General features: G+C 42.8%; 9 protein-coding genes. 2 read left to right on the top strand and 7 right to left on the bottom strand.

All coding sequences use genetic code 11. From position 1 onward, the window contains the following. Positions 1-38: 38 nt before the first annotated feature. The 6 genes from B3209_RS09645 to B3209_RS09620 all read right to left on the bottom strand — a co-directional run bounded on the left by B3209_RS09645 (position 39) and on the right by B3209_RS09620 (position 5,441). Positions 39-1,397, bottom strand: coding sequence for a sensor histidine kinase (locus B3209_RS09645; protein ID WP_296690568.1), 1,359 nt, complete (start codon positions 1,395-1,397; stop codon positions 39-41). A 3-nt stretch (positions 1,398-1,400) separates the two neighbouring features. Further along, positions 1,401-2,102, bottom strand: coding sequence for a response regulator transcription factor (locus tag B3209_RS09640; RefSeq protein WP_296690567.1), 702 nt, complete (start codon positions 2,100-2,102; stop codon positions 1,401-1,403). A 3-nt stretch (positions 2,103-2,105) separates the two neighbouring features. Next, positions 2,106-3,044, bottom strand: coding sequence for a hypothetical protein (locus B3209_RS09635; protein WP_296690566.1), 939 nt, complete (start codon positions 3,042-3,044; stop codon positions 2,106-2,108). 163 nt (positions 3,045-3,207) lie between these two features. Then, positions 3,208-3,465: a hypothetical protein gene (locus tag B3209_RS09630; protein ID WP_296091160.1), complete on the bottom strand. Its 258-nt coding sequence runs from the start codon at positions 3,463-3,465 to the stop codon at positions 3,208-3,210. A gap of 137 nt (positions 3,466-3,602) precedes the next feature. After that, complete coding sequence (locus B3209_RS09625; protein WP_296690565.1) at positions 3,603-4,172, bottom strand: fasciclin domain-containing protein; 570 nt, start codon at positions 4,170-4,172, stop codon at positions 3,603-3,605. Between the two features lie 333 nt (positions 4,173-4,505). Continuing rightward, complete coding sequence (locus tag B3209_RS09620; protein ID WP_296664881.1) at positions 4,506-5,441, bottom strand: AraC family transcriptional regulator; 936 nt, start codon at positions 5,439-5,441, stop codon at positions 4,506-4,508. A gap of 405 nt (positions 5,442-5,846) precedes the next feature. On the opposite strand from B3209_RS09620, the gene pnuC reads away from it, so the two are divergent. Both pnuC and B3209_RS09610 read left to right on the top strand, forming a co-directional pair. Further along, a complete protein-coding gene (gene pnuC / locus B3209_RS09615) occupies positions 5,847-6,560 on the top strand; it encodes a nicotinamide riboside transporter PnuC (protein WP_296664878.1) in 714 nt (237 codons plus the stop codon). Positions 6,561-7,429: 869 nt separating this feature from the next. Continuing rightward, positions 7,430-9,166 carry a methyl-accepting chemotaxis protein gene (locus B3209_RS09610; RefSeq protein WP_296664876.1) on the top strand — a complete coding sequence of 579 codons (1,737 nt, stop codon included), beginning with the start codon at positions 7,430-7,432 and terminating at the stop codon, positions 9,164-9,166. An 87-nt stretch (positions 9,167-9,253) separates the two neighbouring features. Here B3209_RS09610 and B3209_RS09605 read toward each other — a convergent pair whose 3' ends face one another. Continuing rightward, a complete protein-coding gene (locus B3209_RS09605; RefSeq protein WP_041611977.1) occupies positions 9,254-9,436 on the bottom strand; it encodes a hypothetical protein in 183 nt (60 codons plus the stop codon). Between the last annotated feature and the right edge of the window lie 183 nt (positions 9,437-9,619).

Raw genomic sequence — 9,619 nt, 5'->3', positions numbered from 1 at the left:
AACGCGTCAAAAGTGCGTTGGGGCATTGCAAAAAAAACTTACACCGCCACCGAAAAGCACACACAATTCTCGCCTTTTTCATTTTTTGTGTTGCGCACTTCGATTTTTCCGCCGTGGAGGTTTGCGATTGCCTGCGCGATTGAAAGACCAAGCCCTGAGCCTGCCGTGCTTCTTGAGCGGTCGCCCCGGTAAAGGCGGTCGAACACGTGGGGAATATCTTCCTCGCTGATTGCGCCTGTGTTCATAACGGAGATTTTTACGCGGTTCTCCTCAAGTTTTTCCGTGCAGAGCGTAACCTCGCCGCCTTCCGCTGTGTACTGGAACGCGTTCTGCAGAAGATTCGAGACGCACCGCATAAGAAGAAGCGGGTCTGCCGTAAAGTCAAAGTCTTTTGCGCATTTTTTCTGCACGCTGAATTTTATGTTCTTCTTTTTTGCAAGGAGCGCGAACCGGGATGAAACATCGTCGGCAAATTTCCATGCGTTCACGTCCGCTGGCGAGATTCTCATTTCCGGGGACTCAAAGCGGCTCAAGTCCTGAAGGTTCCACACGAGCTTTTCAATCAGCGTAAGCTCGGAATAAAGGGCGGAAAAACGCTCTGCCGTAGCTTCAAGAACTCCGTCGTTCATTCCCTCAACCTGCATTTTTACCGCGGTAAGCGGAGTGCGCAAATCGTGCGAGATGTCCTGCATCCACTGCCTGCGCAAAGTTTCCTCGTGCATAAGCCGGTTTTTTAGTTTTTTCACAGAGTCTAGAATTCTGTCCAGCTCGTTCACGCCGAGAGCCGCCATGTCCTTTTTCATCAGGTCCGGAGAAGAGATGTAGTCTGCAAGAGAACGCGCCTTTTTTGAGAGCATTGTTGAAATCAGAACGGAAAGAGCGAGCGTGAGCGAGACCGCAAGAGCGATTCCTGCAAAAAGCCCTTTTTCCATTGTGGAGACAAAAATTCTGTTCGCCTTGTACGCAAGGAATCCCACGTTGTCCGCGCAAAGATAGCCGATTGTCTCGCCACCGTCCTTTATCTGGACAGGCGAATTAAGCGAAAGAAAAGTCGAAAGCGAGCCGACAGATTTTTCAACTTCGTCCTGCGTGCTGACCTTTCCTTTTTCAAGAAGAAGAACCGGCTTTTTGTTTCCGTCGAAAATGTAGATGTAAAGGGAATCCGTCGTGTAAGGCATTACGGCTTTTTCAAGCTCGGAAGCAGAAAGACTTCCTGTAAGCCTGTACGTTTTTGAGATTGCCGGAAGAATCAGAGAGACAAAGTCGTCCCTTTTGTCCGCGTTCCAGTCGTTTATCGAGCGGCTCACCGACACTGTGAAAATGACCGACATCGCGGCGATTACGGCAAACGAGGCGGCGATAAATCCTGTAAGAATCCGTGCAAAAATCGACTTCATTTTCTATTTTTTGGAATCCGCCTTTATTCCGCTGAATCTGTAGCCGAAGCCCCTTACGGTTGAAATCCACTGCTGCCCGATTTTTGAGCGCAGGTTCGCCATGTGCGTGTCTATCGTGCGCTCCGAACCTTCAAAAAAATAGTTCAGGCACTCGCCCAAAAGCTGCTCGCGCGAGACAACCTGTCCGGCGTTGGACGCAAGATACAAGAGGATTTTCCACTCTGTTGAAGTAAGCTCCGCCGCGTTTCCGTCAACGCTAACGCTGTGCTTCGCCTCGTCAATAAGCACGGTCGAGTTTCCGCTCTTCCATTCGCCCGAAGCCGCGCTTTTTCCGCTGTCTGCTTTTCCGATTCTTCTTAAAAGCGCGTGGACACGGAGAACAAGCTCCTTCGCCGAAAAAGGCTTGCAGATATAGTCGTCCGCGCCAAGTTCGAATCCCAGGATTCTGTCGGACTCGGAATCCTTTGCGGTCAAAAAAATAAGTGGAATGTCGCTTGAAGCCCTTATTTCCTTTGCGAGCGCGAATCCGCTTCCGTCGGGGAGCATAACGTCAAGAATCGCAAGGTCGCAAGTCTCCCTTTTTACCGCGTCCAAAACGCCCGAAACTCCGCCGAATTCAAGCGTCTTGTAGCCGTCAAGCTTTAGGTAGCCAGAAACCGCATCGCGAATCAACGAGTTGTCCTCAACAATTATCACGCAAGCCATTTTTCAATTTTCCTTTTTTTCAGATGAAGATGAAGCAGAAGAAGATGATGAAACTGGCGCATTGTACAGAAAATTCCGCATGATGATTCCAGACGGATTTTTTTCCATCGCACAGTTTCCTTTCCAGTCGTAGAAGAATTCTTTTTCGGAAACGGTTTTTCCTTCCGCATTTTTTAGAACCGAGCGAATCATATTTCCAGCAGAAAAAGTCCGCGTCTCTTCGGTTTTCAGGTTGCCGTCCGCGCCGAGCGTTCTTACAGAAACCGCCTTTCCGTTTGAATACAAATAGCTCACGCTCTCGTAAAATCCGCTTGCGTCATAGTTTTTTTCCTGCGCCAAAGTGGAATCCGCATTGTAAAGATACTCGACTCGCTTGAAAAGTTTTCCGTCAGCATAGAACGATGAATAATCTTTAATCCGTCCGTCTTCCGTATAAATGTATTTTTCCGTAAAGTTCAGTGCGCCTGCCGCGGAATAAGTCTTACATTCAGAAAGCCGTGATTTTTCGTTGTAGGAATATTCCGCGCGCCACTCTATCTCGCCGCTTCCTGAATAAGAAGTCTCGCTTGCAAGAAGCCCATTTTCGCCGTAGCCGTAGGAATAACGCCACTTCACGCTTTTTGACGAGTCAAGCCCCGTAATTTCAGAAATCTTTCCGTCATCAAGAAATTTTCTTTCAACAATAGTTTTTTCAGAGCCGTCGTCGCCAAACTGCCTTTCCTTTGAAATCCGTCCGTCCGCAAATTCAAGAACGCTGTACTTTTTTAGCGTGTCCGGAGAATCCCCGCGGTATTCTGTGACGGAAAAAGGCGAGCCACTGAATTTAGGAGAGGCAGCCAAATTATTTTTTGAAACTGAAACCGTGCTTTGCGAAAAAACTTCCGCGCCTCCAAAAAAAAGAACGGAAGCAAACGTCAAACAAAAAAAACGGGATGATTTCATTTTAATCCTCAATTACGTGATTTTATTCTATTATATAAATGCAAAAAAACGATTTCAAGATACAAAAAAATCAGCAGAACCGGATTGGAGACTTGAGCCGGCTCTGCTGAAAACAATTTTTAACTAAAGAAGGATGGCTTTGCTGTTGTATTTTAAGATGTTTCTATTCTGCAGCAGGAACAGAAACATCGTTGTTCTGTGGAAGTTCCTCCTGAACGGCGGCCGGATTTTCGCTCTGCAAAGTGTCCTGTATGGAAAGTGATTTTTCTTCTACAGGAGCTTCAGTCGGTGCTTCTGACTGAACGGCAGATGTTGTTTCCTCCGAAGCTGGCGCGTCCTTTTTTGTTCCAGCGCAAGAGAACATCATTGCGGCGAATCCGATCATTGATACGGCGATAAAAGCAGTCTTTGTTGTTTTCATTTTTTCTTCCTCTTATTTATAGTTTTAATTTCATTATCTGACATATTACTTTTTCATTATCCGACTTGACCGGATAATTTCTAAACAGATTCCCTTGTCAAGCAAGGGAATGCCAGCAATGTTTTCCGATATTTTTCCTACTCAGCAAGTGCTACAGAAGTTGACTCACTAAAGTTGTTTGCAAGGCGAAGAACCGCAACTTTGTCGTCCGCACTGTCAGCAAGTCCTGCAACTTCAACATTGTTTATAAGAACTGCGGAATCCTTTACTTCGACAGGAAGAGTTTTTCCTGAAAGTGTCTGAACGGATTTCTTTGCCTCAAGGTTTTCCTTTGTGAGCTTTTCAGGAACGATGTAGTCGGAGATGTTCTGGGTGATTTTTCCAGTGTCGGCGATTGCGTCAATCGGAGCAAGAACTGTAACGCCGGAATCAGAAGCAACTTCCTGGATTTTGTCTGAAGAATTTTTGAGGATGTTCGCGAAGATTTTTATTCCGTCAACTTCCTCAATCGACTTTGAAATTTCCTGAGCGGAAAGAGTTTTATCCTCCGCATTTTCAGAAAGTGTCTCCTGACTTGCTGTTGCCTCAGCGTTCGGTTTTGTGTTAAGTTCGCCGAGAACTGAAGAAGAAGAAGGATTGAATTCCTGTGCGAAAACTGCCGCCGCAACCAACGCTGATACACCAAAAGTTAAAACTGTCTTTTTCATAGATTTTTCCTTGTCATAAAACAGAAAGTTTTCCCGACGGACTTTGACGCTCAGGCATCTATTCCGTTCCCCTCTCTGCTTTTGACACTGCCATAGTAGAATTCATGTTTCAAGATTTTCTTTCGGAAATGTCAAGATTGTGTGAAGATTTAAAAGAAATGGAAAAAGAATAAAAAAAACAGCCCCTGCCTTAATAAACACGATGTGAAGCAGTCCTATGCAACAGCTCTCCGGGTCAAGCCCGAAGATGACATTGTCAGACACGCATTACGCATTAATCATTATGCATTATGCATTATGCATTAATCATTACGAATTATCCATTACGCATTATTAATTGTCTGGCGAATTGAATTTGCGTTCCGAACTTTCCTGCTTACGTTTTACAGGAATCCAGATTGCGCTTTTATAGTCCTCGCTGTCCATCGGGCTATTGTCGTACCATTCGATGTTGCAGCCGGCCGCCATCTCGTAGCCGGGATTGCCGGGAAGCCATTCCTTAAAGATTTTTGTGTTCACGTTCTGAAGAGCATTAGGCATCGGACCTGTGCAATTGAACTTTGCCCATTCCAAGTCAGGGAATTCAAAGAGCGTCATTCCGTCTGGAACTTTGCCGCCGCAGTATTTCCCCGCAACCAGATAACGGAACTTTCCGCCGCCGATGTCATCAATGCACACTCCGTACTCGCCGATGCAGTTGTCCTTGACCGCCTGTTCAATTTCCGACAGCTCCTTTTTTCCGCTCCAGACTGCCCCAAGATATTTTTCACGAAGCTCGTCCCAGAATTTCGGAATCTCGCCGTAGGAATTTTCCATGCTGAAAATCCGCTCAAAGCCAATCACCTTGAAGCCGAACATCGGGCTTACCGTAAAGTCAAGTTTTTCCATTCTGTTTCCTCCTGTAATGGAAATCGTGATTTTCAGCGGAAGAAAAATGTTAAGAGACTGAGGCGATTTTTTTAGCTGAACCGGCGAAACTCCGTGAAACCTCGTGAACGCGCGCGTGAAGCTTTCGGGAGTCTCGTAGCGGTACTTGAGCGCGATGTCAATCACTTTTTCCTTTCCGCCCAGAACATCAAGAGCCGCAAGATAAAGCCGCCTGTTCCTTATGTACTCGGCCGGCGTAATTCCGGTGAGAATCTTGAATCCTCGCTGAAAATAAAACGGAGACATAAAGATTTCCGCCGCAACGTCATCTGCCGAAATGTCATCGCAAAGATGAGAGTCCATAAAAGCAATTGACTTTTTCATCGCCGTAAGCCATTCCATTTTTTCCTCTTGCTGAAAATAAATTTGATTCGTGCCACGAAAGCACAGTCACAGGATAAACCAAAAGCAAAATCCACTCCTGACATTTTCTGCGCAGTTTTGTCCTGCGTCAAGATGGATTGACAAATAAAACTGCACAAAGTATAGTTCTATAAAATTTTAATTTTCTGCCACCGGGCAGAAGAAATGCTATAAAGAGCATTCACGAAGGAATATCGGTAGGTCTGGAGAAATCCATGCAGATGTCCTTTTGTGGATGCTTTTTTTTGCCGTTGAAACTTTGCTGTCATTCCCTTGCTCGACAAGGGAATCTCTATGATAAATCTATTTCATGAGATTATCCGGTCAAGCCGGATAATGACAATTTATTGCAACTTTTCTCATTGGCTTTTTATAGGAGTATTTATGAAAAAAAATCTGATTGTCCCAAAGTTTTCTGTTCCTGAAAAGATTCTTTGGGCGGCATCCATAGTCGGTGTTACGGTTCTGTTCTGTCTTGTTCCGCAGAAAAATCCGCTTACGCTGATTGCAACGATTGTGGGCGTAACGTCGCTTCTTTTTATAGCAAAAGGACACATTTCAGGACCGTTTCTTCAGCTGGTTTTCTGTGTGCTTTACGCAATTGTCGCGCTCGGATTCAAATATTATGGCGAGGCGATAACTTATATGGGAATGTCATTTCCAAGCGACCTTTTTGCGGCGATTGTGTGGCTAAAAAATCCTTCCAAAAAAGGAAAGAGTGAAGTTCAAATGGCTCATCTTACTCCGAAAAAATCCGCAGTGGCAATTCTTGTAAGCACGGCAGCGACTGTCATTTTTTATTTTGTACTGAAAAAACTGAACACTGCGAATCTTGAAATCAGCACGGTCTCTGTTGCGACAAGCATGGCGGCAAGCGTTCTTACAATTATGAGGGTTCCTTACTATGCGCTTGCCTACACCTCGAACGACATCGTTCTGATTGTCATGTGGATTTTGGCGAGCATTGAAAACCATGTCTACATTCCGATGGTTTTCAACTTTGTGATTTTTCTGATAAACGACCTGTACGCTTTTTTCAGCTGGAAGAAACTGCGGACTATGCAGGAAAAGAACGAGACCCATGAAATAATTTCATAAGCAAAAAAAACGTTGGGCAGCCCGTAAAAATTTCCGCATGAGCCAAAAATGCGTTGGGCGACCCGTAAAAGTTTTCGCATGAGCAAAAAACATGTTGGGCAGCTCATAAAAGTTTCCGAACGAGCCAAAAACACGCTGGGCAGGCCGTAAAAGTTTTCGAACGAGCAGAAAATGCGCTGGGCGGCTCATAAAAATTTCCGCACGAGCAAAAAACATGTTGGGCAGCTCATAAAAGTTTTCGAACGAGCAGAAAATGCGCTGGGTGGCTCATAAAAATTTCCGCATGAGCCAAAAACACGCTGGGCAGGCCATAAAAGTTTTCGAACGAGCAGAAAATGCGCTGGGCAACGAATGAAATTATTTCATAATACCCTTAATTTCGAGTTTTATAATTTAATGTCATTATCGGGCTTGATTTTTCTGTCATTATCGGGCTTAACTCCTTGTCATTATCGGGCTATACCCTGTGATGTTTCTGAAAGAAACTCGATTGATAATCCCATGTAGATAGATTGCCGTGTCAAGCACGGCAATGACAAATTTACTGCCACTGGAATGATAAAAAAAACTATATTCCTGCGTCCGTTCATTGGAAAAAATACGGATGTTGCAAAGTTTTTTCAAATCAAGCAGAATGAGTTTTCCGTTTTCAATAATAAAATCATAAATGTCTTTCTGCGAGCTTCCCAAAATCAATGCGATTTTCAAAATAAAACTCCTTTTTAACATTGTGCTGATAAAACTCTAACACAATTATGAATATATTTATAAATGATTATACAGTTTTGGAGTTTTTAATTCTATTCAGTAAATATATTTACAAAAACATTGCCAAGATATATTATCTGCTCTAAAGGCAGGATTTACAAATGAAATCTATAAAAACCATTGTTCTTACATTTTGCATTTCACTCATAGCAGTTGCCAGCATCGGAATAATCAGCACATTGAAAGTTGGAATTGGAAAAATCCAAAAGTTCAGCACAGAAAGCGTAAGATCTGAGCGAATGAAAGGCTACGATGATTCTGTGAAATTTCAAATTCAAAATGCTATTTCAATTTTAAAGACCTTTTATGAAGAAGAGAAAAACGGAACTCTTTCGCATGAGCAGGCGCAAAAAGAAGCAATAAAAGTTATAAAAAATATCCGCTACGGAGACGATAGTTCCGGCTACTTTTGGATTGACGCAACTGACTGCACTCTCGTCGCCCATCCAATTCTTCCGCAGAACGAAGGTCAAAATCGAAAAAATCTTAAAGATAAAAACGGCGTAACAATAATTCAAAAAATTCTTAGCGTTGTAAATGCAAATGAAGAAGGCGGATTCAGTGAATTTTATTTTACAAAGTCGGACGGAATAACTGTCGCTCCAAAAAGAACATACTCAATGCTGTTCAAACCTTGGAACTGGATTGTAAGCAGCGGAAATTATTATGACGACATAAACGTAGAACTTCAGCAAATTGAAAATGAAGTTAAAACTCACTTTTCAAAACTTCTGCTTTATATTTTTGAAACAATGGCAGTTGTGCTGGTTGCCGCAATTTTTGTAAGCCTTTTCTTCTCCAAAAAATTTTCCAAGCCGATTGAAGAAACCGCACGCATTCTTGAAAAAATGGCGGCAGGAAATCTTACGCTCAGGCTTTCAACAGAAAAAGGAAAAAATGAAATCAGCAAAATGCGATGCAGCATAAACGCTTTCACAGAGTCCATAAACAAGATGGTCGCAGTTTCAAAGCAAAATATAATTTCACTAAGCAAAGTCGCAGAAAATCTGAACAAAAACAGTTCGGGAATTTCATCAGAGATAAAGCAGATTTCAGACAATTCATCGGAGCTTGCAGACCAAGCAAAAACGCAGCTAGACACAGTTTCGCTTACAGTCGGCACAATGGGAAAAATGAGTTCAATTACAAATCAGCTTTCTGCGGATTCAGAAGACGGAAAAAACAAAATAGAAAATGTAATCAAACTCATAGAATCAGTTTCTGCTGAATCAAAAAAACTTCTGGATACAAACAAAGTCATTGAGTCCGTTGCCCAGCAAACAAATCTTCTTGCCATGAATGCCGCAATTGAAGCCGCCCACGCTGGAGAAGCAGGAAAAGGTTTTGCCGTTGTCGCCGAAGAAATCCGCAAGCTTTCTGAAAGCACAACGGAACAGTCGCATTACATAAAGCAGACACTTTCTTCCGTAATTGAAAATATAATCGAAGTTACAAATGCGGCGAGCAGTGCCGGTCTTACTTTTGGTGAAATCGTAAATCAAATTTCAAGCGATGATTCTTTGATTACAGAAATTCGTTCTTCTATGGAAGAGCAGTCAATCGGAAGCAAGCAGATTGTAGATGCGCTTGGGAATATAAAGGAAACAACACATACTATAATTGAAAATTCAAAGCAAATGAATTCTGGAATTGAAAATGTTGTTGCCCAAGTAAAAGAACTTGAAAATGCCGCTAAAAATTTGTCTTCAAAAACTGACGAAATAAAAAAGTCCACACAAATAATAAATTCCAATGCGGACAAACTCATCGGCATGGCTTCTGAAAACAAAAAATTTGCAAAGGAACTTTCAACTCAGACAGAAAAATATATTGTGTAATTCAAACTAAAAAATTTATTCGCATATAAACTTCATACACTTTAATTGTGGTTGAAGTGTATGAAGTTTATATAAAAAAAAACACATTTATCTTGGAGTGTTTGCTTCCTCATACTCAACAACAATTTTGCCATCAATTTCTTCAATTTTATTTATGAAATATTTATCGTAGTTTGTAGCCATTCGTTCTTTACCGCTTATAACCATCATTCCATAATCCGCAATAAGCCAGTGGTCATAATCAGTCCAATTTGAAAACTCTTTTGTCATATCCTAAAATTATACATATTTAGCAAAGTAAATCAACGGCTATCTGGGGGGGGGCGATAAAGGTGGTCCTGCGCAGTTCCTCTTGGCACTCAGAGAGGCGGCGCTTTATTGCCACGGCAAAAAAAGAGGCCTCCCGCATGTCGGGAGGCCTGTAGAAAAATAAAGAAGCCGGCCGCTACCTGC

It is taken from the genome of Treponema sp. UBA6852 (genome assembly GCA_002449305.1).
Taxonomy (GTDB): domain Bacteria; phylum Spirochaetota; class Spirochaetia; order Treponematales; family Treponemataceae; genus Treponema_D.
Note: the sequence above shows the minus strand (reverse complement) of the source record. Positions and strands in the feature narration are given on the sequence as shown.

Bases quoted from the DNA above. Each gene is read 5' to 3' on its own strand.
- B3209_RS09645 (WP_296690568.1), bottom strand. From the start codon at position 1,397: ATGAAGTCGATTTTTGCACGGATTCTTACAGGATTTATCGCCGCCTCG.
- B3209_RS09640 (WP_296690567.1), bottom strand. From the start codon at position 2,102: ATGGCTTGCGTGATAATTGTTGAGGACAACTCGTTGATTCGCGATGCG.
- B3209_RS09635 (WP_296690566.1), bottom strand. From the start codon at position 3,044: ATGAAATCATCCCGTTTTTTTTGTTTGACGTTTGCTTCCGTTCTTTTT.
- B3209_RS09630 (WP_296091160.1), bottom strand. From the start codon at position 3,465: ATGAAAACAACAAAGACTGCTTTTATCGCCGTATCAATGATCGGATTC.
- B3209_RS09625 (WP_296690565.1), bottom strand. From the start codon at position 4,172: ATGAAAAAGACAGTTTTAACTTTTGGTGTATCAGCGTTGGTTGCGGCG.
- B3209_RS09620 (WP_296664881.1), bottom strand. From the start codon at position 5,441: ATGGAATGGCTTACGGCGATGAAAAAGTCAATTGCTTTTATGGACTCT.
- pnuC (WP_296664878.1), top strand. From the start codon at position 5,847: ATGAAAAAAAATCTGATTGTCCCAAAGTTTTCTGTTCCTGAAAAGATT.
- B3209_RS09610 (WP_296664876.1), top strand. From the start codon at position 7,430: ATGAAATCTATAAAAACCATTGTTCTTACATTTTGCATTTCACTCATA.
- B3209_RS09605 (WP_041611977.1), bottom strand. From the start codon at position 9,436: ATGACAAAAGAGTTTTCAAATTGGACTGATTATGACCACTGGCTTATT.